The organism is Micromonospora sp. WMMD729, from assembly GCF_049315225.1.
Lineage (GTDB): Bacteria > Actinomycetota > Actinomycetes > Mycobacteriales > Micromonosporaceae > Micromonospora.
Map to the genome: position 1 here is coordinate 363,559 of NZ_CP186059.1, position 24,344 is coordinate 387,902.

Annotated in this window: 25 protein-coding genes and 3 pseudogenes; 13 read left to right on the forward strand and 15 right to left on the reverse strand. The window is 70.0% G+C overall.

The window, feature by feature from the left end; all coding sequences use genetic code 11:
- Positions 1–243: 243 nt before the first annotated feature.
- Together ACN263_RS01650 and ACN263_RS01655 are read right to left on the reverse strand one after the other, a co-directional pair.
- Entirely contained in the window at positions 244–1,611 is a 1,368-nt protein-coding gene (locus ACN263_RS01650) for a ricin-type beta-trefoil lectin domain protein (protein WP_422738066.1), read from the reverse strand.
- Positions 1,612–1,955: 344 nt separating this feature from the next.
- The gene (locus ACN263_RS01655) at positions 1,956–2,372 is read right to left on the reverse strand and encodes an ATP-binding protein (protein ID WP_422738067.1); all 417 of its coding nucleotides are present in this window, start codon (positions 2,370–2,372) and stop codon (positions 1,956–1,958) included.
- Between the two features lie 182 nt (positions 2,373–2,554).
- Here ACN263_RS01655 and ACN263_RS01660 point away from each other — a divergent pair, with 182 nt between their 5' ends.
- A complete protein-coding gene (locus ACN263_RS01660) occupies positions 2,555–2,905 on the forward strand; it encodes an STAS domain-containing protein (protein ID WP_422738068.1) in 351 nt (116 codons plus the stop codon).
- A 7-nt stretch (positions 2,906–2,912) separates the two neighbouring features.
- Here ACN263_RS01660 and ACN263_RS01665 read toward each other — a convergent pair whose 3' ends face one another.
- Together ACN263_RS01665 and ACN263_RS01670 are read right to left on the reverse strand one after the other, a co-directional pair.
- The gene (locus tag ACN263_RS01665) at positions 2,913–3,872 is read right to left on the reverse strand and encodes a PP2C family protein-serine/threonine phosphatase (RefSeq protein ID WP_422738069.1); all 960 of its coding nucleotides are present in this window, start codon (positions 3,870–3,872) and stop codon (positions 2,913–2,915) included.
- Positions 3,764–4,153 (reverse strand): hypothetical protein, encoded by a 390-nt coding sequence (locus ACN263_RS01670; protein ID WP_422738070.1) that lies wholly within the window; start codon positions 4,151–4,153, stop codon positions 3,764–3,766. The genes ACN263_RS01665 and ACN263_RS01670 overlap by 109 nt, the downstream gene beginning before the upstream one ends.
- A gap of 140 nt (positions 4,154–4,293) precedes the next feature.
- Here ACN263_RS01670 and ACN263_RS01675 point away from each other — a divergent pair, with 140 nt between their 5' ends.
- Both ACN263_RS01675 and ACN263_RS01680 read left to right on the forward strand, forming a co-directional pair.
- Complete coding sequence (locus tag ACN263_RS01675; protein WP_422738071.1) at positions 4,294–4,827, forward strand: SigE family RNA polymerase sigma factor; 534 nt, start codon at positions 4,294–4,296, stop codon at positions 4,825–4,827.
- Complete coding sequence (locus ACN263_RS01680; protein WP_422738072.1) at positions 4,814–6,046, forward strand: hypothetical protein; 1,233 nt, start codon at positions 4,814–4,816, stop codon at positions 6,044–6,046. The genes ACN263_RS01675 and ACN263_RS01680 overlap by 14 nt, the downstream gene beginning before the upstream one ends.
- 56 nt (positions 6,047–6,102) lie before the next feature.
- Here ACN263_RS01680 and ACN263_RS01685 read toward each other — a convergent pair whose 3' ends face one another.
- From ACN263_RS01685 to ACN263_RS01700, 4 genes are all read right to left on the reverse strand, one after another.
- Entirely contained in the window at positions 6,103–6,603 is a 501-nt protein-coding gene (locus ACN263_RS01685; RefSeq protein ID WP_422738073.1) for a cupin domain-containing protein, read from the reverse strand.
- A 31-nt stretch (positions 6,604–6,634) separates the two neighbouring features.
- Complete coding sequence (locus ACN263_RS01690) at positions 6,635–7,582, reverse strand: NADP-dependent oxidoreductase (protein WP_422738074.1); 948 nt, start codon at positions 7,580–7,582, stop codon at positions 6,635–6,637.
- A 114-nt stretch (positions 7,583–7,696) separates the two neighbouring features.
- Positions 7,697–8,200, reverse strand: coding sequence for a MarR family winged helix-turn-helix transcriptional regulator (locus ACN263_RS01695; RefSeq protein ID WP_422738075.1), 504 nt, complete (start codon positions 8,198–8,200; stop codon positions 7,697–7,699).
- Between the two features lie 61 nt (positions 8,201–8,261).
- Positions 8,262–9,170, reverse strand: coding sequence for an alpha/beta hydrolase family protein (locus tag ACN263_RS01700; RefSeq protein ID WP_422738076.1), 909 nt, complete (start codon positions 9,168–9,170; stop codon positions 8,262–8,264).
- A 77-nt stretch (positions 9,171–9,247) separates the two neighbouring features.
- Between ACN263_RS01700 and ACN263_RS01705 the strand changes: the two genes are divergently transcribed.
- Positions 9,248–9,841, forward strand: a complete 594-nt coding sequence (locus ACN263_RS01705) for a TetR/AcrR family transcriptional regulator (protein WP_422738077.1) — start codon at positions 9,248–9,250, stop codon at positions 9,839–9,841.
- Positions 9,842–9,854: 13 nt separating this feature from the next.
- On the opposite strand, the gene ACN263_RS01710 is transcribed toward ACN263_RS01705, so the two are convergent.
- Positions 9,855–10,520: an alpha/beta fold hydrolase gene (locus tag ACN263_RS01710; protein WP_422738078.1), complete on the reverse strand. Its 666-nt coding sequence runs from the start codon at positions 10,518–10,520 to the stop codon at positions 9,855–9,857.
- 116 nt (positions 10,521–10,636) lie between these two features.
- On the opposite strand from ACN263_RS01710, the gene ACN263_RS01715 reads away from it, so the two are divergent.
- Positions 10,637–11,029, forward strand: coding sequence for a YrdB family protein (locus ACN263_RS01715; RefSeq protein WP_422738079.1), 393 nt, complete (start codon positions 10,637–10,639; stop codon positions 11,027–11,029).
- Positions 11,030–11,222: 193 nt separating this feature from the next.
- Positions 11,223–12,572: a glycoside hydrolase family 6 protein gene (locus ACN263_RS01720; protein WP_422738080.1), complete on the forward strand. Its 1,350-nt coding sequence runs from the start codon at positions 11,223–11,225 to the stop codon at positions 12,570–12,572.
- Between the two features lie 12 nt (positions 12,573–12,584).
- Here the strand turns inward: ACN263_RS01720 and ACN263_RS01725 are convergent, their stop codons facing one another.
- Entirely contained in the window at positions 12,585–13,820 is a 1,236-nt protein-coding gene (locus ACN263_RS01725; RefSeq protein ID WP_422738081.1) for an MFS transporter, read from the reverse strand.
- Between the two features lie 223 nt (positions 13,821–14,043).
- On the opposite strand from ACN263_RS01725, the gene ACN263_RS01730 reads away from it, so the two are divergent.
- A complete protein-coding gene (locus tag ACN263_RS01730; protein WP_422738082.1) occupies positions 14,044–14,697 on the forward strand; it encodes a CGNR zinc finger domain-containing protein in 654 nt (217 codons plus the stop codon).
- A 30-nt stretch (positions 14,698–14,727) separates the two neighbouring features.
- Here ACN263_RS01730 and ACN263_RS01735 read toward each other — a convergent pair whose 3' ends face one another.
- Positions 14,728–15,558, reverse strand: a complete 831-nt coding sequence (locus ACN263_RS01735; protein ID WP_422738083.1) for a M23 family metallopeptidase — start codon at positions 15,556–15,558, stop codon at positions 14,728–14,730.
- Positions 15,559–16,301: 743 nt separating this feature from the next.
- Between ACN263_RS01735 and ACN263_RS01740 the strand changes: the two are divergent.
- The 3 genes and pseudogenes from ACN263_RS01740 to ACN263_RS01750 form a co-directional block, all read left to right on the forward strand.
- Positions 16,302–16,406: pseudogene (locus tag ACN263_RS01740) on the forward strand (superoxide dismutase); the annotation flags it as partial.
- 131 nt (positions 16,407–16,537) lie between these two features.
- Positions 16,538–16,857: pseudogene (locus ACN263_RS01745) on the forward strand (superoxide dismutase).
- A gap of 5 nt (positions 16,858–16,862) precedes the next feature.
- Complete coding sequence (locus ACN263_RS01750; protein ID WP_422738084.1) at positions 16,863–17,123, forward strand: superoxide dismutase; 261 nt, start codon at positions 16,863–16,865, stop codon at positions 17,121–17,123.
- Between the two features lie 48 nt (positions 17,124–17,171).
- On the opposite strand, the gene ACN263_RS01755 is transcribed toward ACN263_RS01750, so the two are convergent.
- The 3 genes and pseudogenes from ACN263_RS01755 to ACN263_RS01765 form a co-directional block, all read right to left on the reverse strand.
- On the reverse strand, positions 17,172–18,434 hold the full coding sequence (locus ACN263_RS01755) for an ATP-binding protein (protein WP_422740565.1): 1,263 nt from the start codon (positions 18,432–18,434) through the stop codon (positions 17,172–17,174).
- 134 nt (positions 18,435–18,568) lie between these two features.
- Positions 18,569–18,946 (reverse strand): annotated as a pseudogene (locus ACN263_RS01760) (hypothetical protein); the annotation flags it as partial.
- Between the two features lie 53 nt (positions 18,947–18,999).
- Entirely contained in the window at positions 19,000–21,348 is a 2,349-nt protein-coding gene (locus ACN263_RS01765; RefSeq protein WP_422738085.1) for a TOTE conflict system archaeo-eukaryotic primase domain-containing protein, read from the reverse strand.
- 61 nt (positions 21,349–21,409) lie between these two features.
- Between ACN263_RS01765 and ACN263_RS01770 the strand changes: the two genes are divergently transcribed.
- The 3 genes from ACN263_RS01770 to ACN263_RS01780 all read left to right on the forward strand — a co-directional run bounded on the left by ACN263_RS01770 (position 21,410) and on the right by ACN263_RS01780 (position 23,483).
- The gene (locus ACN263_RS01770) at positions 21,410–21,721 is read left to right on the forward strand and encodes a hypothetical protein (RefSeq protein WP_422738086.1); all 312 of its coding nucleotides are present in this window, start codon (positions 21,410–21,412) and stop codon (positions 21,719–21,721) included.
- A 6-nt stretch (positions 21,722–21,727) separates the two neighbouring features.
- Complete coding sequence (locus tag ACN263_RS01775) at positions 21,728–22,879, forward strand: hypothetical protein (protein ID WP_422738087.1); 1,152 nt, start codon at positions 21,728–21,730, stop codon at positions 22,877–22,879.
- A gap of 130 nt (positions 22,880–23,009) precedes the next feature.
- The gene (locus ACN263_RS01780) at positions 23,010–23,483 is read left to right on the forward strand and encodes an RNA polymerase sigma factor (protein ID WP_422738088.1); all 474 of its coding nucleotides are present in this window, start codon (positions 23,010–23,012) and stop codon (positions 23,481–23,483) included.
- An 82-nt stretch (positions 23,484–23,565) separates the two neighbouring features.
- Here ACN263_RS01780 and ACN263_RS01785 read toward each other — a convergent pair whose 3' ends face one another.
- Positions 23,566–24,267 (reverse strand): DUF6308 family protein, encoded by a 702-nt coding sequence (locus ACN263_RS01785; RefSeq protein WP_422738089.1) that lies wholly within the window; start codon positions 24,265–24,267, stop codon positions 23,566–23,568.
- Positions 24,268–24,344: the final 77 nt, after the last annotated feature.

Sequence of the window (24,344 nt, forward strand, 5' to 3'; positions counted from 1 at the left end):
CATGGCACAGGGGCCGATGATCGAAGATCGTTGATGAGCAGACGTCATATGTTAAGCACCGCATGGATCGGCGGTCAATGCCTCAGGCAACCTTAATTGCCACCATATGTGTGGACGGACGTCGGTAAAGGTTCGATGAATGTGCCCGGTGCGGGCCGGCGGCGAACCCTGAGGGGTCCGCCGCCGAACCGGACCCGTGGCGCGGCGGCGCCACGGGTCCCTACCGTCGCGTGAGCGTCCGGCTCAGCTTCGGGTCCACCGCTGGTTGGCGGCGCCGTTGCAGTCCCGGATCTCGGCGCGCGTGCCGTTGGCGGTCCCGTTGTTGACCAGGGCGAGGCACCGACCGGACCCGACCCCGGTGATCGAGCCGTCCGAGTTGAACCGCCACTTCTGGTTGGACTGGCCGTTGCAGTCCCAGATGATCACCGAGCTGCCGTTCGCCGTGGCGGCGCCGTTGACGTCGAGGCACTTACCGCCGAACACCCGCAGCTCCTGGGCGGCGGTCGAGGTCCAGCTCTGGTTGCTCTGGCCGTGGCAGTCCCAGATGATCGCCGCCGCACCGTTGGTCTGCGAGGCGCCGTTGACGTCCAGGCAGCGTCCGGAGGCCGTGTTGCGCACCGCCGACGTGCTGCTCGGGGGCGGGGTGGTCGGACTGCCGGTGGGCGACACGGTCGGGCTCGGCGTCGGGTCGGTGCTGCTGAACTGCGTGAAGAACCGCCACACCTCGCCCTTGGTCCAGGTCCGCGCGCCGCTGTCTCCGCCGCCGTCCACCGGGCCGGGGGTGTGTCCGCCGTCGAAGGCGGCCCACACCACGGGATAGCCGGACCGGCAACCGGAGTACGTGGTGGTGATGTGGGTCAGGCTGCCCGCTCGCGGCTCGGGCGGGCTCTGCGCGGTGCACCCGTTGTTGCGGACGAACGTGTCGCGCAGGGACCGTCCGGCGGAGACGTTGAGCACCGGGTCCCCGATGCCGTGGATGCCCATGTACGCGATCGGCTGGGTGCCGCCGCTGCACCCGCTGAGCTGCCCGCCGGAGTAGACCGCGACGGCGCGGAAGACGTTGGCGCGGGAGCAGGCCAACGAGTAGCTCATGCCTCCGCCGTAGCTGAAGCCGAGCGCGAAGAGCTGCGACGTGTCGACACAGAGGTCGGCCTCGATCAGGTTGATCATGTTGTCGACGAAGGTGATGTCCTGACCGCCGGGGTTGGCCCAGCCGTTCCCGTTGCCCTGGGGGGCGACGAAGATCGTGCTGTTGTTGGCCTGCTGGCGCAGGCCGTAGTAGGACCAGGCCGCACCGTCCGATCCGCCACCGTCGACGTCGTTCATGGTGCCGCCGTTCCAGTGGAATCCGAAGATCAGCCGGTACGGGTGGTTCCGGTCGTAGTTGTCAGGGATCCGCAGGATGAAGCTACGGTTCTGGCCGCTGCTCTGGATGGACCGTTGACCGCTGGTCAGCGTGGGTGCCTTGCCGCACCCGGCGGTTGCGGCCGCTGCGACGTTCGCGGCCGACGCGGTGGTGCTCGCGCCACCGGTCACTATCGCCGCACCCACGGTCGCGACGACGAGCGCCGCCGTCGCAAGAGAACCGAGGATGGGTCTACGTCCTGTCATGATGGGCTCCCGCCAATCGGCACGAAGGAAACAGGTGAGGGGATCCACGGCGGCCACGACACGCCACCGCTCACCGCTGCCGACGCCGCTCGGCGCGGACGAAACCCCGACGCGGTGTGCCCACGGCGACCGGTCGGCTCGTCGCCACGGGTGTGCACCGCTGGTCTCGCTGCCCAGGCGGGACCAGAGGGTCGTCGAATCGTCGGTGGCCCATGCCGTACGCCCGAACGCCACGCGACCGACCGTCGCTACGGCCGAATCGATTCGGCCCCGACGCTAGATCTGGCAGTGAAATATGTCAATGCTGTGTCGAGTGGGTTGCGACCCGGTCCCAGCGGCCGGCACTACGACGCCGTTCGTACCTTGCTGAGGTGTTTGGTGATGCGCAGCAGCACCCGGTCGGGTGGTCCGTCGGCGAAGGTGGCCGTGTCGGAGAGCGCGGCGATCAGCGGCAGTCCACGGCCGCCGATGGTGAGCGGCGCGGGAAGGTCGGCGGTGAGCTTGGCGACGTCCGGGGTGCCGCCCCGGTTGCCGATTTCGAGCAGGCAGACGTCGTCGTCGATGCTGATGGTGATGTCGACTGTGCTACCGGGATCGGCGTGGATCACCGCGTTGGAGCACGCTTCGCTGATCACCACGGCCAGGTTGGCGCGGACGTCGTCGGCGACGTCGGTCAGGCTCAGCAGGGTGGCGAGGACGTGCCGGGCCCGGGCCACCGTCGACGGCTCGCGGGGGAGTGACAGTGTCATGCCGACCCGCATCGCGTCGCTCCTTTCCAGGCCTGTGCGTCGCCAGCCCGGACCACCCTGTCATACCCACGGCCGGGCACCCCGATACCCGGTTCGCCACGACAGGTCAGGATCTCTTCCGAAAGCGGTCGGCGTCGGGTTCTGGCACGGTAGGAGACGAACAGCGGCCGAGCGACCGCAGGTGAGGGGGAGTGGTGGATTTCGCGTTGGCAGCCCGGCGAGGACGGGTCGGCACGGTGGTGGAGGTCGCCGGCGAGCTGGACATGAGCACCACATCGCGGCTGCGGGACGGGCTGCTCGAGGTGGTCGCGAGCGGGGCCCGGGTGGTGGTGGTCGACCTCACCGCCGTGAGGTTCATGGACTCCAGCGGCCTGGGCGCACTCGTGGTGGCCTACAAGGAGTTGCGGGCGCGGGACGGGTGGCTCGGTCTGGCCGGCGTCCAGCCGCCGGTACGCAAGGTGCTCTCGGTCACGTCGGTGGACCGGGTCATCGAATCGTTCGACACCGTGCAGGACGCCGAGGAGGCGTCCCCGGCGACGCCCTGAGTGTCGTTCAGTGGCTGCTGGCGCGGGAGATGTCGGCGCCGCGGACGCTGCGTCGTGGCCCGTGGCCGTCGTACCAGTCGATGACGAGCAGGGTCGCGTCGTCGGCCAGCACCGGGCCGGCGATCGCCAGCACCCGGTCCGAGAGGGCCCGGACCGCCTCGCGCGGGTGCAGATGGGCGATCTCGAGCAGCGCCGCACCCAGGTCCAGGCCGGCGGCGTTGCGTTCCCGCATCCCGTCGGTGACGATCACCAACCGGTCGCCGGGGACCAGCGAGATCTCCGCGCTGCGGTAGCGCTCCTCGGGGAACATGCCCAGCGGGAAGTTGCGGGGCAGTTCCACCGGTACGACCCGGTCGCCACGGACCAGCAGCGGCGGGATGTGCCCGGCGTTGAGCAGTTCGCAGCGACCGGTACGCAGGTCCATCCGGCCCAGCACGGCGGTCACGTACGCGCCGGGCACGTTGGCGTGCTCCGCGAGTGCCCGGTTGGCCTGGTCGGCCTGCGCGACGAGGCTGTCGCCACGACGGCGGCTGTTGCGCAGGCTACCCACCCCGAGGGTGGCGGTCAGGGCGCTGGCCACGCCGTGCCCCATCGCGTCGGTGACGCTGACGTGCAGCAGGTCCCGGGCCAGGCTGTAGTCGAAGGTGTCCCCACCGACACTTGCCGCCGGTTCCAGCCATCCGGACAGCGCGAAGGCGCCGGCCTCGCAGGTGAACGCGGCGGGCAGCAGTCGGCGCTGGATCTCCGCCGAGAGGGTGAACGGGGTGCTGCGCTGACCCCACTCGAACAGGTCGGTGTGCCGGCGGTTGGCGATGACCACGAATGCCAGGGCGTGTGCGGTGCGGGCGATCTGCGCGATCACCTGGTCGTCGGGCTGCTCGGGAAGGTCGATCTCCAGAAGGCCGATCGCCTCGCCGCGTTCGGTGACCGGTGCCAGCACCGTCCACCGGCCATCGCCCTGCACCACCTGGGTGCTCTGCTGCCGGAGGACCTGTTCGCGGGGCCCCCGTCGAACGGCAGGACCTCGGCCGCCTCCTCGTCCTGGCGACGGCCCGGACCATCGGGGGCCGGTTGGTGGGTCAGCCGGACCAGCGCGCGGCCGCTGAGGTCGGCGATCAGCAGCGAGACACGGGACGCGCGCAGGGCCGCGGCGATGGTGCCGGTGACGGCCTCGACCGCCTCCACCGGGGCGGCGTCCTCGGCCACCTGCAACACCCCGGTCAGGACCGACTGCTCGCTTTCCGCCACCCGTCGAGCATAAGCGCCCGTCCTCCGGGCACCGCACCGTCGGCACCCGCTGCTGCGTAGTCGTGCAACTACTTGTCCGGCCGGTGCAACTTCCCGGTACGGCGGCTCCGTTCTACCTCCGGCACAAGGAGGCAGTCGACGTGAAAGCCGAAGACGAGCAGGCATTCCGCGAGTTTGTGACGGCAGAGATGGCATCCCTGCGCAAGCTGGCGTACGTGACCTGCGGCGACTGGCACACGGCAGAGGATGCCGTTGCCAACGCGCTGGTCAAGCTCTACCCGCGCTGGCGCAAGCTGGATCGACCCGATCTGTACGTCAAGACCATGGTCTACCGGGCCGCGATCGACGAGACCCGTCGGCCCTGGCGGCGGGAGCGACCGGCCGGTGATGCCATGCCGGACGTGGTGGTGCGGGACCCGGCCGCGGCGACCGACGAGCGGATGCGGCTGCGGGTGGCGCTCGACGCCGTACCGGCCCGGCAGCGGGCCGCGGTCGTGCTCCGGCACTACCTGGGTCTGAGCCTGGAGGACACGGCGGGCGTCCTGAACTGCACGGTCGGCGCGGCCAAGAGTCAGGCATCCCGTGGCCTGGCGAAGCTGCGCGAGTCACTCGCCGGCGAACGCGTCAATCTCACCGGGAATCCGATGGAGGAGTGGACCAATGCAGTTGCGTGACCTCGTGGACACGGTGACCGGAGACGAGCCGCCGATGGCCCGTACCGTCGACGACATCGTCGCGTTGGGGCGGCGGGCCGAGCGGCGTCGCCGCGCCGGGTTCGCCTCGGCCGGCGCGGCCGGCCTCGTCGCGGTCGCGGTCGCCGGGGTGCTCGTCCTGCCCACGGTGGGCGGCGAGCAGAACGCGACGCCGGCCCCGGCCGGCGCGACGACGTCCAAGCCCGACCAGGCCGCGTGGTCCGACGCCCCGCCGTTCACCTTCACCTTCACCGGGTACGACGCCGGCACGCTGCACGTGCAGGACCCGATCGTCGCGTCCACCGCGTACCAGATCGCCTCCGTCTACTCCGACGGTCACGACTCGAACGACCGGCCGGTGACCGAGGAGGAGGCCACGGCCCCGGACCCGGGCCTCAGCATCGAGCAACAGAAGAGGCAGGCGGCCGGTGGCAGGCCGAACCTGTGGGCGTACCTGACCGTCTACCGGCCGGGCGCGTTCGACCCCGCCGGAATCAGGGGCGGCACGAACGTCAGCGTGGCGGGTCGCAAGGCCGTGCGGGCGACCCTGCCGGTCGGCCTCGACCCGCGCAACGAGGCGGACACGCGCAACAAGCTGTTCGCCTGGGAGTACGCCGACAATGCCTGGGCGGCGGTCACATCGATCTCCACCGACGCGGCGACGCCGACCTTCGAGGACCTGGGCGGCCTCGTCGAAGGGCTGAAGCCCAGCACGCCGAAGCCGGCCCTGGTGCCGTTCACGGTGGGCTACGTGCCGGCCGGCTACGCGCCGTTGCAGATCGGCACGCACGCCATGCCCGGCCTCAGCGGCATCGCGGCGGCCCGCGCCGGTGACTACGGTGGCGCGACGTACACGAGGCCGGCCGCGCCCACCTCGGGTCTGACCGCGCCCTACGACTCGGCCGAGGACGGCATCGCGGACGGCTTCCACATCTTCGTCACCCCGAACACCAGCTCGAACCAGTCCCCCGAGCCCGGTGCCACGAGGTGTCACAAGGCGTCCGACGAGAGCGGCCGGAACGCCGGCGGCTTCTGCAATGTCTGGAGTGCCGACGGCGCATTCGTCCTCCAGGTCAGCTCTCAGGGGGTCGGCGGCCACCTGTCGCAGGCCGAGTTGGAGAGGGTCGCCCGGGGGATCACGGTGGCCGACGTGCGGAACGAGTCGACCTGGACCCCGGCCGCGCGGGCGCTACGGCCGTAGGGGGCCTGCGCCACGGCGGTGATCGCACGTACGGGTGCGGTCACCGCCGTGGCCGGCTACAGGAATTCGCTGCGATAGGTCGGTGCCAGGTCCACGGCGCGCTGACGGCGCTCCGCGAGCTGGTCCTGCGACAGTCGCGGCGGCGGCGCGTCCCAGCCGTCGACGATGTCGCCGATCCGCGTGAAGTACTCCTCCTGGCCGGCGGGCGTGCACATGCACAGCATGCGGGCGGGCGCACCGGAGACGTTGCGGAAGTTGTGCGGGGCGTTGGCCGGGATGTTGACGGTGGACCCGGCCGGTACGACGTGCTTCTCGCCCCGGAAGGTGAACTCGATCTCGCCCTCGAGGACGGTGAACATCTCCTCGAAGTCGTGCCGGTGCGGCGGCGGGCCACCACCGTCCGGCACGCGCATCTCGATCAGGCAGTACGCCCCGTTGGTCTGCGCACCGGTGATCAGCATGGCGTACGTGTTGCCCACCAGCGAGACGTACGTCGTGCCGGGGTCGTCGGGGCTCGCCACGGTCAGCGAGCGCGACGGGTCGTCGTCGGGAATCATCGCGGTCCTCTCGGTCGATGACGGGATGGGATCAGGCGTCGAGCACGTCGACGACGACCTTGCCGCTGGGCAGCGCCCCCATCGCCGCGTCGGCGTGCAGGGCCGGCAGTCCGGCCAGCGGCACCCGCCGGGCGATGTCGACGTGTAGTTCCCCGGAATCGACCAGGCTCACCAGGTGCGCGAGTTGGCCGGCGTCGCTGCGTACGAAGAGGTCGACGCCGCGTACGTCCCGGGCCTCGTCGCTGGGTGCGGGCATCCAGACGGTCGTGTTGACCAGTACCCCGGAAGGACGGATCAGGGTGAGCAGCCCGGCCAGCCGGGCCGGGTCGATGGGCGCCAGGTTGAGCACCACATCGACCGGTTCGGCGACCGCGGCGGCCACGTCGGTGGTGGTGTGGTCGACGACCTCGTCGGCGCCCGCCGAGGCGACCGCCTCGCTGCTGCCCGGACCGGCGGTGGCGATGACGTGGGCACCGGCGTGGTGGGCGAGTTGGACGGCGTACCTGCCGACCGCGCCACCCGCGCCGTTGACCAGCACGCGCTGCCCGGTGGTCAGCTTCGCGTGGTCGAAGAGCGCCTGCCAGGCGGTGAGGCCGACCGCGGGCAGGGCGGCGGCGTCGGCCAGCGGGATGCTCGCCGGTGCCGGCGTCAGGACGTCGGCCGGTGCGAGAACGTACTCGGCGGACGCCCCGGCCTCCGTCATCGGCAGGAACCCGATGACCCGGTCGCCGGCCTGGAAACCGGTGACACCCGCGCCGAGGGCGTCGACCGTGCCGGCCACGTCGAAACCGGGAGTGTGCGGCAGCGTCACCGGGATGGGGCCCTGCATGAAGCCGGCACGGATGTTGCCGTCCACCGGGTTGAACGAGGTGGCGGCGACCCGAATCCGGATCTGTCCGGCGCCGGGGACCGGCTGTTCGACGTCCTCGAAGCGCAGGACCGACGGCTCGCCGTACTCGTGGAAACGCACTGCCTTCATCACAGGGCCCTCGTCTTCTCTCGTCACTATGCTTCGTATTCGAAGCACCTCTTGACCATAGCATGCTTCATGTTCGAAGCAAGTGTGGTCGTTGTGAGCCGGCCGACAGGGCCCTCAGCGCTTGGCGCGGCCCGGGCGGGGCTTGGCGGATCGCGGCGGGTTGGCGCGCATGTGGTCCCGGACGCGGCCGAGAACCGCGCTGATCGCGGCGAGGTCCCGCTTGCTGATCGGCGCGAAGAGCAACTGCCGGACGCGGTCGACGTGACCGGGCAGCACGTGGGCGACCAGTTCCCGGCCGGCGTCGGTGACGGTCACCATGACGCTGCGTTCGTCGTCCGGCGACGGCGAGCGGGTGATCAGGCCCCGCTTGTCGAGCAGGCCCGCCTGGTACGTGAGCCCGCTGCGGCTGTAGACGACGCTGTCGGCCAGATCCGTCATCCGTAGCCTGCCCTCGGGTGCGTCCACCAGCCGGGCCAGGAGCTGGAACTGCACGTAGCTGAGGTCACCGTCGGCGCGTAGGTGCTCGTCCACCGCGTACTGAAGGAGGCTGCTGACCTCCATCAGGGCGAAGTACGCACCGAGTTGTTCCGCGTCGAGACCGGGTGTCGGGTCGCTCATCCTGCGACGATACGTGCGTCGGATTCGACGTGTGCCGTCGACCGACGTCCGGCCCGGCGGTCTACTTCTGCTCGATGGCGAAGGCGCCGCCGCTGGTCGCGGCGCGTTCGCCGAGGTCCTGCCACGCGGTGCCGTCGAGCCCGAGAACCTTCAGGAGGTACGCGGAGACGGCGTCGGCGACGAGTGCCACCCGCGCCGGGTCCTCGTCGGTGGTCTCGGCGACGCTCTCGCCGGCGATGCCGCCGAGGGTGTGGTGGCCCTCGGTGATGGTGAGCATGCTCTTGGGCGCAGGGCTGAGGTGATAGGCGTCGGTGAACCAGTCCGGCCCGCGGGTGGACATCGCCGACCGGTCCTCTCCACCGGTGACGACCAGGGCCTGCGTGGTCATGGTGGAGTAGTCGGGACGCATGAACGGCAGGTGCTCGGCCGCGAACGGGGTGAGGCTGTCGCCGGTGCCGGTCGCCGCGATGAGGACGCCGGCCGTGACCGTGCGGTGGGAGAAGTCCTCGCCCGGTGTGTCGTCGGCGTCGAGCACGCGAGCGCCCAGCAGGGTACCGACCGTCTGGCCGCCCCAGGAGTGCCCGACGGCGGCCACCCGTCCCTCGTCGGCGCGGCCGCGCAGGCCCGCCTCGTCGAGGATGCCCCCGAGGTTGTCCAGGATCGCGTGCAGGTCGGCGATCCGTACCCGCCAGATGGTGCCGAACCGCGGGTCGTCGAACCCGATGCCGTTGCGCCGGGAGTCGAGATGGGTGGGTTGGACGACGACGAACCCGGCCGCCGCCCACCTGTCGACGAGCGGCTCGTAGCCGTCCATCGACCAGGCGTTGCCGTGCGAGAACACGATCACCGGGAGGTCCCGGCCAAAGGTCGGTGCGGTGACCTTGACGGCGAGGTCGATGCCGCGTCCCACGGTCGGCACCCGGATGGGCTTGACCGCTACGAGCCGCTGGGTTGCCTGTTCGGTGTGCATGGTGCGCTGTTTCCTCTACGGGTAGGTCGGTCTGCCATACTTTGGCGGAACCGTGTTCCGTCAACCGTAGCGGAACAATGTTCCGCCAACAAGGAGGGGCTGTGACCGACTCGCGCGGCGCGCGTCACGAAGGCGTCCGGCGTAACCGCGAGGCTCTCCTCGCCGCAGCCGCCGCCGTCTTCGTGGAGCAGGGCGTACAGGCACCCATCCGGGACATCGCCGGACGCGCGGGGGTGGGTCTCGGCACCGTCTACCGCCACTTCCCGAGCCGGGCGGAGTTGGTCGTCGCGGTCTACCGCCACCAGATCGACGAGTGCGTCGCCCTCGCCGCCGCGTTGCGGGACGACGCCATTCCCGCCGGCGAGGCGCTGACCCGGTGGATCGGCGCTTTCGTGGAGTTCCTGGTCACCAAGCACGGTCTGGGCGTCGCCCTGCAGTCCGAGGACCCGAGCCTGCTCACCCTGCACACCCTCATGCTCGACAGCCTCGTCCCCGCCTGCGCGTCGTTGATCGACGCGGGCGTGGCGGCGGGCGACATCGATCCGGCGGTGACCGCGCACACCCTCATGCGCGCGGTAGGGAATCTGTGCATCCTCGGTCCCGGCTACGAACGTGCCGACGCGCAGGACATGGTGGCCCGGCTGCTCGTCGGCTGCCGCCGCCGGCCCTAGAACGTCGCTTGGGTCACTCGTCGAGCAACAGGGCGGCGACCGCCTCCGGCGCTTCACGCATCGCGTCGTGCCCGGTGGGCAGGTCGTGGACCTGCCAGTCGGGGTCGCCGTCGAGTCGTGCCCGGAGTTCGCGGAAGGGGGTGCCGTCCCAGCCGGAGCAGTAGACGAATTCGCGGCGCGGGACCTGGGCGACAGCGCCGGTGAGTCGGATCGCCTGTAGGAACGAGGCGAGCGGGTGCGGCCGACGGCGGGGGTCGCCACCGGCCGGCGGTCGGACGGCGTAGCCGGTGGCCGCCGCGCCGGCGGCGAACATCTCCCGGAACCGGTCACTCGTCGCCGACCAGCACGACTCGCCATCGCGCGGAACGTAGGCGTCGAGGTGTACCAGGCGTGCGACGCGGCCCTCCGCGCGGTCGGCGGCGGCGGCGATCACCATGCCGGCGTAGCTGTGGCCGACAAGCGTCGCGTCGGTGATCCGGTGCTGATCGAGGTGCCGCAGCACGTCGTCGGCATGGGTGTCGAGGTTGGCGGTCGCCACCGTCGCGTTGTCGTCACCCGGTCGTAGGCCGGTCAGGGTCAGGGCGTGCACACGGTGGCCGGCGTCCACCAGGAGCGGGACCACCGCCTCGAACGCCCAGCCACCCTTCCAGCCGCCGGGCACGAGCACGAACGTCGCCATCTCTTCCTCCTCTTGCGGCCCCCGACGCAGCATGGCGCTCCATCTGACGTGGGTCGATACGCGGGAGGTCCCTCAAGCGCTTGACGACTCTAGCTAATAACATTAGCTTTGAGGCTATGACTGATAGCCAAGGTGTGGTCGAGAAGGCCGGATGGGTCGCCCGGCCGGGGTCGGTGGGCCCGATTCGTGGGCTCGCGCTGTGCCTGCTCTTCCTCCTGGAGTTGGCGGTGCTGGCCGTCGGCGTCCGCTGGGGGTGGGCGCTGGGGGCGCCTCTCCCCGCCCGCCTCCTCGCCGCGGTCGCGGTGCCGTCGCTGCTCGCCGGGCTCTGGGGCGCGCTCGGTTCGCCGCGTGCCCGGGTGCCGCTCCGCCCGCCGGCCAAGCGGGCGTTCCAGGCCGGGTGGTTCGTGCTCGGCGGCGTGATGCTCGCGCTGCTCGGGCAGGTGTGGCTCGGTGTCGGGCTGGTCGTCGTCTGGGTGGCCGTCACCGTCCTGCTGCGTGGAGCGGCATGAGACGGCGTCCGCGTCCGCCGAGGAGCGCCCACTGGTAGCGCCGGACCGAAAGTTTCGCGCACCTTGGCAGCGGCGCGCGCCTCCGCTACCTTCATGGGAACGCTCCCACGAACTTAGATACATCAATGTGATCAGGAGGAAACACGACGTGGCTATCCTCTCCCTCCGGCGGCGCAGATCCACGGCCCTCAGCGTGGCTGCGGTCGCGGGCGCCACCGCTGCCGGCGTCTGCCTCGCCGTCGGCAGCGCGTCCGCCGGCACGATCTCCGGGCCGCTCTACCGCGATCCGACGTCGGCGGTCGTCCGCTGGGTCGCCGCCAACCCCGGCGACTCGCGCGCCGCCGTCATCCGCGACAAGATCGCTAGCCAGCCGCAGGCCCGCTGGTTCGCCAACTTCAACATCTCGACCGCGCAGTCCGAGGCCGCCGCGTACGTCGACGCCGCCAACGCGGCCCAGCAGATCCCGGTGCTCTCGGTCTACCAGATCACCAACCGGGACTGCGGCGGCGCCAGCGCCGGTGGGGCGCCGGACCTCAACCAGTACCAGAGCTGGGTGTCCAACTTCTCCCGCGGGCTGGGCAACCGGACGGTCATCATCATCCTGGAGACCGACTCGCTCGCCCTGCTGACCTGCCTGAACAGCAACGAGATCAACGCCCGCAACCAGGCCATCTCGACGGCCACCCGCACCATCAAGTCGGCCAACCCCAACGCCAAGGTCTACCTCGACGCCGGCCACTCCACCTGGAACAGCGCGGGTGAGACGGCCAACCGGCTCCGGGCCGCCGGGGTGCAGTACGCCGACGGCTTCTTCAGCAACGTGTCGAACTACAACCCGACCTCCAGCGAGGCGAACTTCGGCCGAGCGGTGATCTCCTCCCTCAACGGCATGGGCATCTCGGGCAAGCGCCAGGTGATCGACACCAGCCGCAACGGTGGCGCCAGCGGAGACTGGTGCGGTGACGACAACACCGACCGGCGCATCGGCATGTACCCGACGACGAACACCGGCGACAGCAACATCGACGCGTACCTCTGGGTGAAGCCTCCGGGTGAGGCCGACGGCTGCCGCTACACGGCCGGTTCCTTCCAGCCCGACCTGGCCTTCAGCCTGGCCAACGGCGTACCGAACCCGCCCACCACGGCCCCGCCGACGACCCCGCCGCCGACGACCGCCCCGCCGACCACGCCGCCGCCCACCACGCCGCCCCCGACCACCCCGCCCCCGACCACCACGCCGCCGCCGACCGGTAACGGCTGCTCCGCGTCGGTGGCGCTCAACCAGTGGTCCGGCGGCTTCACCGCGAGCGTGACGGTCACCGCCGGCTCCGCGGACATCAACGGCTGGACCGTGACCATCACGCTGCCCAGCGGCGCCGCGGTCACCGGGGTCTGGAACGCGCAGGCCAGCGGCACCAGCGGAACCGTCCGGTACACCAACGTGGGCTACAACGGACACGTGGGCGCCGGGCAGTCGACCAACTTCGGCTTCCAGGGCACCGGCACCGGTCCTGGCGCGACGGCCAGCTGCGCGGCCGCCTGAACATAGCCCGTGTCACGGCCCGGGGCGGAGGACCACCTCCGCGCCGGGCCGTGTCGCATCCCGGGGTACGTGTTCCAGTGGCGCTCTCCCGCTTCTTCTCGCACGGGACAGTTCGTGACCCGCGAGCAGCGCCAATGCCGTGGCCGTCAGCAGTCCACCGAACAGCGGGACGACGCGTACCCCGGCCGTCGCGAGCAGACCCGCCCCGATGAGCGATCCGGCCGCGAGGCCGACGTTGAAGGCGACGCTGAGGCTGGCCGACGCCATGTCGGTGCCCGACGGGGCGACCTGCATGATGCGGTGCTGGATGCCCGCGATCAGCGAGCTGAACGACATCCCGGCCACGGCGAGCAACGGGATCGTCGCCACCTTGCTCGCGCCCATCGCCCAGAGACAGAGCAGCGCGGCGGTGATCAGCCCGAGCAGACCCAGCACGACACCGAGCGGAAACCGGTCCAGGACACGGCCGACCGCCCAGGTGCCGACGACGCCGAACGAGCCCTGGACGAAGAGCAACGCGCCGAGCGAGGCTGCGGCGAAGCCGCTCACGTCGAGAAGGAAGACGGTCATGTACGTGAACGCGCCCATGGCGCCGGTGACCGCGAGAACGGTGGCGGCGAGGAGCACGACGAAGCGGTGCCGGTCCGGCATCGACCCGAGGTCTCCGGGGCTCTCGCGCGGTGTACCGCCGCTCGGCAGGAGCAGGGCGACCGCAACGCAGATGGCGAAGCCGAGGAGGGCCATCGCGGCGAAGGCGGACCGCCAACCGTACTGCCCGGCCAACCAGGTACCCAGCGGTACACCCAGGACCGGCCCGAGCGCGTTGCCGATCGAGAGTCGCGCCACGATGCGGCCCCGGATGTTCGCGGGGAACATCGAGATCGCCACGGGAAACACCACCGCCCAGAAGACGCCGTTGGTGGTGGCGGACACCAGCCGTGCGGCGAGCAGCACCTCGTAGGAGTTCGCGAAGGCCGACACCGTCGTCGCTGCGACGAACACCCCCAGGGTGCCGACGAGTAGCGGGCGCCGTGGCAATCGCTGAGTGATCCGGGTCAGCGGTAGCGCCACGATCATGACCACCACGGCGTACCCGGTCACCAGCAGGCCGGCCTCGGACCTGGACCGTCCCAGGTCGGACGCGATCAGCGTGAGCAACCCGATCGGCAGCACCTCCGTGGTGACGTAACAGAAGGTGGCTGCGGACAACGCGGCGAGGGCATAGGCCGCCCGTCGAGGGTGCGCCATGGGCTACCTCCCAATCCCGTGGACGCTAGGCGTCCGCCAAGCTGATTCCAGCTAATCCAGGTTAGACGGTAGCATTGATCAATCGATGTCGGTCTCCCTCGTGGCGTATCGATCTGGTCGCCGAGACATTATGGGCCGGTCAGCACGCCTCACCGCATCGCTCGGAGGGTGAACCCTGAGGAAGGTCAACCACCATGAATGCTTTAGGTGGTAGCATCGCCGTATGCCGCTCGATGTTTCCGAGCTGCCGCTGGTCGGTGGGCACCCGGTGCTCGATCTGGTCAACACCCTCGAGCGAGGGGGCAGCTCACCGCCGCACGACTTCCTGTCCGACAGCTCCGCCCTGTTGCGCTGGTCAAGCCGGGTGGGCGTGCTCAGCGACGCGGAGTTCCGCCAGGTCAGCAGGGTCTGGCGCGACGAGCCGGCGGCGGCGCACGCGGGGCTCGCCGCGGTGCGGGACATCCGCGAAGGGCTGCATGTCGTCCTGCTCGCCCTGACCACCGACGCGGACGGTGACCCGGCAGGTGATCCTGTCGCGGCCGGCGCAGCGCTGGTCGCCCTGCACGAGCGCTGGTCCGGTGCGGCCGCTCGGGCGCGTTTCGTGCTCGAGCCGTCGCGGGTACGGCTGGCCTACGGCACGGTTCCGGCCATGTTGGTGCCCGACCGGCTCGCCGAGGCGGCCCGGGACGTCATGGTGACGGCCGACCTGACCCGGGTGCGCCGCTGCCCGGTGGGCGAAGGTGGCTGTGGCTGGCTGTTCCTGGATCAGAGCCGCAACGGCTCCCGTCGCTGGTGCCGCATGGCGGACTGCGGCAATGCGGTGAAGGCGCGACGGCTCACCGAGCGCCGGCGCGCCGGCCGACCGTCGCGCTCGTAGACCTCCGGCGTCCGCTCGGCGACTGCTGAATCAGCCGATGCCGTCGACCGCGGCCCTGAGCGCATTGATCGACGGGTCCCAGCTGAAGTTCAGGACGGGGAGGCCGGAAGCGGCGGCGTTGCTGTCGCCGCCGAGGACCACCGCCCGCGGCCTACCGGTGCCCTGCGGAATCACCAGGTACCAGCTGCCCTTCACATTCGCGATGAACACGTCGTCTACCTCCTGGTCGGGCGGGTTCGGGGCGGTGACATCCCCGACGTAGTTCTCGAAATCCACCGTCGCCCGGAAATCTGTCGGACCACCGGTGTTCAGCCAGAGGCTCGTGTGCACGTGCGGTCCGACCCCGGAGTCACTGCCGTTCGCCGAGGCGCCGGTGTACGCGATGGTCTGGCCCCGTGACACACGCTGGCCGGTGGAGACGGTGATCGAGGAGAGGTGCAGGTGTCGGCTGTAGTTGCCGTCGTCGTGGGCCATCCCCACGACGCGTCCGGTCGCGGTGGAGGTGTCGGTCTTCACGAGACGGATCGTGCCGTTCGCAGCGGCCATGACGGGAGTGCCCTTGGCGACCGCATAGTCGGTGCCCGGCTCACCCGAGGGCGGCGTCCGGTTCCGGTGATCCTGCCAGGAGCTTGAGATGCGCGCGTTCCCGCACGGCCGCTGATAACTGCCGCCCGCACGCGCGGAGTCAGGCAGCAGGCCGAAGGCGGCCGACAAGCCGGACGCCGCCAACGCGGCGCTCGTGAGGAACCCGCGCCTCGACAGTCCACGCAGGTAGGCAAGGCCGTCAAGATCCTCGGATCGCGGACCGCCGTGGCTAGAGCCCGGAGGAAGGTCAGGTCGAGGGTCCTCGTCGAGGATCATCGATGCAATTTAAGGCTCACCCACCTTGACGGGCAAGGTCTCTGGGTGATCACCGCTCGGTCCGCCTCGCGCGGACCGGGCCGGCCGCACCCCTGAATCGTCGGCGGTGGTCCTGGCTCACCGAGGCCGAGCAGTGTGTCGTCCTGTCCGGCCGGGTGCTCACCCGTGACGGGGTGCCGCTCCCTGCTCGGGCTGTGGTCCTGGCCTGGAACAACAGGGGTACAGGGAACGTGGGTGAACCCGGGCCACTCCCTGCCAGCCCAGGTGGCCCCCCAGGTCGCTAGACTGTGCCCTCGCGCCCTCGTAGCTCAGGGGATAGAGCATCGGTTTCCTAACCCGACGCTCCGTGTGTAGCCCCAGGCCGATGACCTGCGGCTTCTCTCTTTTCAGGTGTTCTGCGCCGGTCGCGCCCGCGCGCCGCTGTGATCGCCTGCTGAAGCCCAGCAGAAGTGCATAAGCGCTGCTCAGCGCCACTTTCCCGTGGGCCGCGGTGTCGGTCTCGTGCGACGTGTTGCGCCCGGCTGTACGTCCGGCCTCATCGCGGCGTGGCTCGTCCTTATTGCCAAAGCTTGGCAACTACGTAATGCTGGCAGCAGTGGGCGGGTGCTCCGGCACGCGATGATCTGCACTTCCGCCGGGGTGCCCGCCCAGCTCACGGTGTCGACGATGGGTGTGAGGAGTTGCTGGTGGCCGTCTACTCCTTGCCCGACATGCCGTACGACTACGGTGCGCTGGAGCCGGCGATGTCCGGCGAGATCCTGGAGCTGCACCACAGCAAGCACCATGCGGCGTACGTCAAGGGCAGCAACGACGCCCTGGAGCAGCTCGCCGAGGCCCGGGACAAGGGTGACTTCGCGGCGCTGGTCGGGTTGGAGAAGATGTTCGCGTTCAACCTGTCCGGGCACTGCTGCACTCGATCTTCTGGAACAACCTGTCCCCGGACGGCGGGGACCGCCCCGACGGGGAGCTCGCCGCGGCGATCGAGGAGCACTTCGGCTCCTTCGACGGCTTCGCCGGCCAGCTGTCCGCGGCGACAAAGGGCGTGCAGGGCTCCGGCTGGGGGTCCTGGCCTGGGAGCCGCTCGGGCAGCGGCTGATCGTCGAGCAGGTCTACGACCACCACGGCAACGTCGGGCAGGGCTCCACCCCGCTGCTGGTGTTCGACGCGTGGGAGCACGCCTACTACCTGCAGTACCGCAACGTGCGCCCGGACTACGTCGACCGGCTGTGGAACCTCGTTGACTGGGCCGACGTCACCGCGCGCTTCGAGGCCGCCCGCGCCGCCGCGCCGAAGCTCTGACCGGCGTGACCGGTCCGGTTCCGGTCGCCGCCGACCTCGTGCAACGCGCCGCCGGGGTCATCGCCGCCCGCCACCGCGGTGACCTCGCCGGCGCCGAGGCGCTGCTCGCGTCGTTCGAGACCGACCAGGCCCGCACGCTCGGCTTCTACCTACTGGCCGACCTCGCCCTCGGCCTGGTCCGCGCGCAGACCGGCCAGTCCCTGGACGACCTGGTCCGGGAACTCACCCTGCTCGTCGCCACCACACCACCTCCCCCGCCCGGCTGAGGGGCATGCCCACTCCCATGACAGCTGAGGAGCGGCCTGCGAGCGAGGTCAGCCTGCTGTCGAGGCGGAAACCTGCCATAGGGCGCTGACCGGCATGGCGCGGAGTCTTTCGCCGAACGGCAGCGTGGAGGTGCCGGTGTAGAGGACGATGCCGGCGATGAAGTCGTCGCCGAGGCGGTCGGCGAGGCGCCGTAGCCCGCGGAAGTCGTCGGGACCGACGGTGGTGGCTGCTTTGACTTCGATCCCGACGACCTGGCCGGTTCTGTTCTCGAGCACCGCGTCGACTTCGTACCTGCTCTGGTCGCGGTAGTGAGACAGGTCAACGGGCTGCTCGGACCAGGTGAGCTGGCGAGAGAGTTCGGACAGGACGAATGATTCGAGTAATGGGCCGAATGGTGCGCCCGGCCGGAGCAGCGCCCGGGCGTCGGTCGCGGTCTCGTTGGCGGCGATACCCGAGTCGACGAAGATCATTTTCGGTGCGGCGGTGGCGCGGGTGCCCAGGTTGCGGGACCAGCCGGGGATCCGCTTGATCAGGAAGATCTCCTCCAGAGCTTGGAGATAGCGGGCGATCGTCGGCCGGCTCAGTCCGAGGGCGGATTCGAGGGAGTTGGCGGCGATGATGGTCGCGGATCTGGCCGCGAGGAGGCGTACCAGCTTGCGGAGTTCGCCCTTGTGCTGGATGTCGGACAGTTGCCGGACGTCGCGGTCGATGAGCGCTTGGACGTAGGCGTCGAGGAATCGTTGGCGGCGGCGTGGGTCGGTGCGGGTGGTCGCCTCGGGTAGGCCGCCGCGCACGATTCGGGCTGCGTAGTCGGCGCGGGTCACGTCCGACTCGTGTCGCAGGTCCGGGCCGAACGCGAAAATGGCATCGACGAATCCGTCCGGCGCTTGGTCGAGTTCGCCTTGAGACAGCGGCCAGAGTTCGACGGTTTCCATCCGGCCGGGCAGGGCGTCCGGGGCGGCCACCATGCCGAAGAGGCGGGACGAGCCGGTGAGCAGGTACCGGCCAGGGCGCGGGTCCTCGTCGACGGCTGCCTTGATGGCCAGTAGGAGCTCCGGGGCGCGCTGGATCTCGTCGACGACCAGGAGCTCGGAGGAGTCCACGAAGCCGACCGGGTCGGCGATCGCCGCCGCCCGGTCCTGTGCCCGGTCAAGGTCGCGGCGCTCGGCGAGACGATCGCCGGCGACGATGCGGACCAGCGTGCTCTTGCCTGTCTGGCGTGCTCCGCTGATCAGCACGACGCGGGTGTCGGTCAGCGCGGCGTCGACCTGCGCGGCGGCCCGACGTGGAATCAGGTGCGGTGTCGGCACGACATCATGATAGCCAGTAGGGTTTCGATCTGCGAGGGCCCTCGCATTCGATTTGCGGCAAGAATGCGTTCGAAATGCGGCGGCTCGGTGTTCGATTTGCGGGGCCTCTGGGGCGTTCTTGCAAGGGTCTACCGCTATGTCACGTTGTTGCAAGTGATGGCGAGTTCGGGGAAGGTGTCCTCCCAGCGCTGGCGGAGCTGGGATGGCAGCCAGAGGGTGGGCCAAAGCCGTCGGAGGAGGTCGGCGTCGAGCCAGGTGTTCAGGTCCTCGACGATGCTGGCTTCGGTGAGTACCACCTTGTACATGCTGGCCAGCCGTGCGGGCCGGTCAAGGTCGTACTCGGCGTGCCCGGACCAGTCGAGATGGCGCGGAAGCATCACCGTGCCTCCGGTCGGGCCGTGCAGTTCGGCAAGGGTTTCGGCCACCACGTAGGGCCGCAGGTCGCCGTAGGGTCGGTAGTCCGCCGGCGGCTGGGGTGACGTCCTGCGCCGGCTGAGGTTGGTTGCTCGTCTGGTCACACCCCATAGCCGGCGGGACCAGCCAAGGTGATCACGATCGGATGCACTCATGTGCGGGTGAAGCCGAGGGCCCGGTATCCGGGCATGCGGCGTGGGAGTGAGGCGGCGAGGATGGGGGTGGCCGGGTCGTGGTAGTCGTGGACCTCGGCGAGGTCCTTGCCGGGCGCGGCGCGGATGACGCGGCCGGCGCATTGGACGAGTAGGCCGTCGTAGGAGATCGGGCCGGCGAGGAAGAGGGTGTCGAGGGCGGGGGCGTCGAAGCCTTCACCGATGAACGGTGTGGTGCCGATGACGAGCAGGCCGTCGCCGGCCTTCGCGCCGTCGAGCCGGTCAACGATGGCCCGCCGATCGCGGGTGCTCATCGCGCCTTGGAGCACGAGCGCCTGATGTCCGCGTGCGGCGAGCAGGGCGGTGAGGGTCTCGACCTGGGCGACCCGGCGGGTCAGGACGAGACAGTTGCGACCGCGGGTCAGGGCCGCGGCGACATCGTCGGCGATCTGGGTGTTGCGGGGCTCGTCGAGGGCGAGTCTTCGGTGCACTTCGGCGAGCGCGCCGGGCGCGTCCAGGTCGACGTCGCCGGGCTGGAATGTGGTCTCGTGGATGAACAGCGCTCGACGGGGTCCGGCGTCGGTGTGCATCGCTGCCGCGAGGGTGCCTTGTTCCTCGTCGGTCAGGGTGTGGCGGACGGGGCCGAGTTGCCAGGTGACGAGTTGGCCGAGGCCGTCGCGTCGGGTGGGGGTGGCGGTGAGGCCGAGCCAGAACTGCGCGGCGATCCGTTTGACCGAGTGCTCGTAGGCTGCGGCGCCGAGGTGGTGGCATTCGTCGACGATGACGTGCCCGTACCCCTGGGTCAGGGTGGCGACGTCGTCGCGCCGGGCGAGGGAGGGCAGCAGCGCGATGTCCACGGTGCCGGTGAGCTTGCGTCGGCCGCCGCCAAGTTGACCGGGCTTGATGCTGAGGAACTGCTCGATGCGGGTGCGCCACTGGTCGGCTAGGGCTTTGCGGTCGACGAGAACCAGGGTGGAGGTGCTGCGTTCGGCGATCACGGCGCAGGCCATGACGGTCTTGCCGGAGCCGGGTGGAGCGACCAGGATCCCGTCGTCGTGGGCGAGCAGCGCGCCGACCGCGTTGGCTTGCCTGCTGGTGAGTTCGGCGGTGAACGCGGTGTCGATCTCGGTCCCGGAGTTTCGTGCGTCCGTGACGGCCAGCCGCGACCCGGCGCGCTCGACGATCGTGGCGATGGTGTGCCGCAGTCCCCGCGGGAGCACCAGGCGATCATCGAGGGTGAGGTCGTAGCCCTGGATGAAGCGTGGGGTGTCCCAGGTGGACTTGCGGAGTCGCTGCAGCTCGTAGAACTTCGGGTTGGTCATGGCGGCGGCGTGCTTGAACGTCGCCAGCGCGGCGGGCGTGAGCTGCCTGACGTCGATGCTCAGCCCGGCACCAGCCTCCGCGTGGACCACCGCAGGGAGCGGAGGGCGGACCTGGGTCGCGGTGGACCGGCTCATCGTAGCGACGTCCGCGCCGGTGAGGGCGTGCTTGGCCTGCCGGGCGACGTGTTCGGCTTCGCCGGGGCTGAGCCGATCCAGCGTTGACAGGAACGCCCACTGGTCGGCGTGCGGCTCAAGGGTGCCGAGGTCGAGGAAGGTGGTCAGTCCGTCCTTGCGGCGGCGACCCTGAAGCGGCGCGGCGATGAGGTTGCCGAAGCCACCCTCGGGCAGCACGTCCTGGTTGGGGAACAGCCGGTCGTAGGACCGCAGATCCATCGACCCGCGCAGAACCATCGCCTCGCGCAGCAGAACCGTGCCAACGGCGCGCGCGGTGGCCGCGGGAACAGCGCCGGTGAAGAAGACCCACACGTGGGCGCCGCGGCCCGACTGGGAGATCTCCAACGCGGCGGGCACCACGCTGGCCCGTGCCGCCTTCACGTACGCGAGGGCGTCGAGCATCGCCGTCGGCCCGTCGAAGTCGGCCACGACGAAGTGGCAGGTGTTGCCGGGCATCAGCGGGTACAGGCCCATGAACACGTCGCCGACCAGATGCGCCGCGACGACCTCCGTCGTGCGGGGCAGGTAGGTGGCACCCCGCCGGTCCATACCCTTACGCCAGCCGCCCGCGACCGCGGGCATCCACCCGGCAGCGCCGGTACGGGCGTTGTCCCACCGCACGGCGTACACGTCGGTTCGGGCCCGGAACCGGTCGGCGAACAACGTCAGCTTGTCCCGAGTCGGCGAAGCCATGGTGACCAGCCCTGGCGGCTCAACCGGCGCGGACAACTGCTCCGGCGCCGCAGACGTGTCCTGGCCGCGCAACTCCAGCAGACGCGCCAGCCGGGCGTTCTCCGCCCGTAACCGCTCCACCACCCGCCGAAGATCGACGAACTCGGCCACCGAACCCATGCCGACCATCCTCGCGTATCAGGCTCCGAACACCCCGGCACCGGTCCGCTATCCTCCGCCGATGGCATCGAAGGGGACCGCCGCGCCGGAGGCGATGATCGAGGAAGCCACCGTCGACACGGACGGTCACGAGGACCAGCGCGCCGGCCTGTTCGCCATGATCGAGGAGCATCTGGCGGTGCCGTTCACCACCACCGTCCTCGGCGTCGAGGTCACCATAGGCAAGATCGAGCTGGCCGCGGACAGCATCGCCGCGGTCTGCGCCCGAGGCCGCCACCGGCAACGGGTCGGTCTTCTCGACCTTCCGCTACCCACCCCTATGCCGGACGGTGCCGCGTGGATCGACGCCTACCGGCACTGGGCCGGGAGGTAGGCCACGGTGAGCGAGTACCAGTACTACGAGTTCACCGCCGTCGACCGTCCCCTCACCGGCCGGGAGCGGGCCGAGTTGCGGTCGCTGTCGACACAGGCCGACATCACTGCCACCAGCTTCGTCAACACCTACGAGTGGGGCGACTTCAAGGGCGACCCGCGCACGCTGATGGAACGGTACTTCGACGCGCACCTGTACCTGGCGAACTGGGGCACCCGCCAGCTCATGCTCCGGCTACCGAAACACGTGCTCGACCTCGCCATGGTGGCCCAGTACTGCCAGGGCGACAGCGCATCCGCGTGGACGGCCGGCAAGCATGTCATCATCGACCTGCACGACGAGGACGAGGACGGCGCCGACGAGTGGGACCTCGACGGCCACGGCCTGCTCACCTCGATCATCCCGGTCCGGGCCAGCCTCGCCGCCGGCGACCTGCGCCTGCTCTACCTCGCCTGGCTGCGCTGCGTACAGTCCGAGGACATCGCCGACGACGAGCCCGAACCGCCCGTCCCCGCCGGGCTGGACACCCTCGACGCGCCCCTCACCGCCGTCGCCGAGTTCCTGCGCATCGACCCCGACCTGATCGCGGCTGCGGCCGCCGGATCGCCGCCGGACGCCTCTGGCGAACCGACCGCCGTGCAACTACGCACCTGGGTCGTCGGGCTGCCCGCTCGGGACAAGGACGCCATCTTGACCGACCTGATCACCGGTGGCGACAGCCATCTACGAAACCGACTACTGCGCAGCTACCGCGACGCGCATCCCACCGACGCGTCCACCCCGACGGCCACCCGTACTGCCGGTCAACTACTCGCCACCGCCGCGGAGCTGCGCGCCGTGCGGGAACGACGGGATGCCGAGCAGCGGGAACGCGACCGGGCTCGCCGGGAACAGTCCGCCGCAGCTGCCCGGCAACGGCACCTCGACACTCTCGCGGTCGACCAACCCGCCGCCTGGCAACGGGTCGACGAACTCATCGCCACGAAGAAGCCCCGCGAATACGACACCGCCGTTCAACTCCTCGTCGACCTGCGCGAACTCAGCGAACGCTACGGGGACAGTTCGTCGTTCCAGCACCGGCTGGCCGAGCTACGGGTGGCGCACGCCCGCAAGCCCAGCCTGCTCGAACGCCTCAACCTCGCAGGCTTCGACACCTGACGGCGTGGTTCGCCGCCGGGTGAGCTGACCATCATTGCCTGTACGCGCTGCGGTTCTCGCGCCAGCGCCACGGCCTCAGACGTCGACCGTCGGCCTGCAACAAGGACGGCGTGGGCGGCCATAGTGTGGTGTGAGGCATCAAGTATGGCCGCCGGACGAGGAATTGTGGTCCTCGATCGCCGCCGGTGACGAGGCGGCGTTCGGTCGGATCTTTGACCGATACTCCCGCCCGGTCTACAACCACGCGTTCCGGCTGACCGGGTCGTGGTCGACGGCTGAGGACGTCACTCAGGCGACGTTCCTCGTCGCGTGGCGCCACCGGCACGACGCCCGCCTGGTGGGCAGTTCGGCGCTGCCATGGCTGCTGGTCGTCGCCACCAACGCTGTCCGCTCGGAGTGGCGGTCCGCGCGCCGGTGGCTGGCGCTGCTACGGCGTCTACCGGGTGAGCGGTACGCCGATGGTGACCTCGCAGACGAGGTTTCCGCTCGGCTCGACGACGAAAGGCGGATGAGCGTCTTCGGCAAGCGGTGGCGGCGGTCGGCGGGGTCCCGGGCATGGTCGCTCCTACTGCCACCGCGGGGGACTCCGATGCGACCGCCGTGACGGCAGAAGACGCGCGAATCTGAGGTCTCCACCAGGTTCGCAGACGGTTTGGGGGATCTCCCAGTAGTTCCACGAGACATGGTTACTGCGGACGTGTCATCGCCATCCACAGGAGGATGTCGTAGAGCCTCAGCCGTGAGAGGGGCACGCCCTGCTCGCGAGCAGCGATCTTGTCGAACTCTTCTGCGAGGACTGTGAAGTCCTCTGCGTGGGCGTGGATCTCGTCGTAAATCAATTGCCAGAGCGTGCAGCGTGCAGCTCGGGCAGCTGTCGCGATCGGCTCTACCGTCTTGTTGTCGAGGAGAGGGACCAGCCGCGGGCGCTTATGGTGCAAGGCCTTGTGTACGCGGGCTATGTCCAATCCGGGTGTTGCCATCCCTTGTCGCCAGGCCTCTCGGAGATGCCAGCCCGCGCTTCCCTGGGGTGGGTCATCGCCTAGCTCTGGCCGGTTCAACAAGAGGAAGTCCGGTTGCTGGTTGTGCGCGGCGTCGAGGTAATTGGCGGCTCGATCGGCAAAGCTGCGTAGGGCGGCGATGGCGGGCACGTCGAGACGGGCATTGAGCCCGGCGGTGACGAGGAGGTCCAGGTCGCTGAACAGAGGGCCGGGCGATGCCGGCACGCAGTCGTAGGTGCGGTAGGCGTAGGCGGGGACCTTGTGCGTGGTGAAGGCATCCGGGAACCGCGTACCTGGAGTAAGGGATCGGGTGGCCAGCGCATAGCTCCGGATGGTGTCGAGCGCTTCAGCCTGCGGGTAGATGACCGCGCCGCCTGCCAGTGTGAACACCAAGGCCCTTCCGGCTCGCCAACGTCAACAGTGATGGGCTGATGGTGACAGAGGTTTCAGCGCACCCCAAGTCCGCG